The organism is Paraburkholderia sp. JHI869, from assembly GCF_038900775.1.
GTDB lineage: Bacteria > Pseudomonadota > Gammaproteobacteria > Burkholderiales > Burkholderiaceae > Paraburkholderia.
Map to the genome: position 1 here is coordinate 1 of NZ_JAYMSC010000098.1, position 604 is coordinate 604.

The following is a 604-nucleotide window of genomic DNA, read 5'->3' on the forward strand; positions in this document are numbered from 1 at the left end:
TCGTGATCTGACCGTTGATGGTCGTCACGTCACCTTGCAGCGTTGTCACGTCACCGGCGAGGTTCGTCACGTTACCGGCCAGGTTCGACACGTTCGTGTTCGTCGCGTACAGCTGCGAACCGTTCACTGCGTCGGTGCTCGATGCGGTCAGCGCGCCGTTCGCCACGTTGTGCAGGGCTACTGCCGAGGTTGCGTCCGTACCGCCCAGCGTCACCGAGTCGTGCGCCGACGAGTCGTACAGAACCGCATCGGCCAGTTGACCGTTGATGTTCGTGATCTGGCCCGACAGGTCCGTGATGCTCTGGTTCGTTGCGTACAGCTGCGAACCGTTCACTGCGTCGAGGCTCGATGCGCTCAGCACGCCGTTTGCCACGTTATGCAGCGCCACCGCCGAGGTCGCATCCGTGCCGCCCAGTGTGACCGAGTCGTGTGCCGACGAGTCGTACGTCACTGCATCGGCCAGTTGACCCTGCAAGTTCGTGATCTGACCGTTGATGGTCGTCACGTCACCTTGCAGCGTCGTCACGTCGCCAGCGAGATTCGTCACGTTACCGGCCAGGTTCGACACGTTCGTGTTCGTCGCGTACAGCTGCGAACCGTTCAC

General features: G+C 62.1%; 1 pseudogene. It reads right to left on the reverse strand.

Annotated features, from left to right (window positions below):
- Window positions 1–604 (reverse strand): annotated as a pseudogene (locus VSR72_RS44025) (hypothetical protein); the annotation flags it as partial.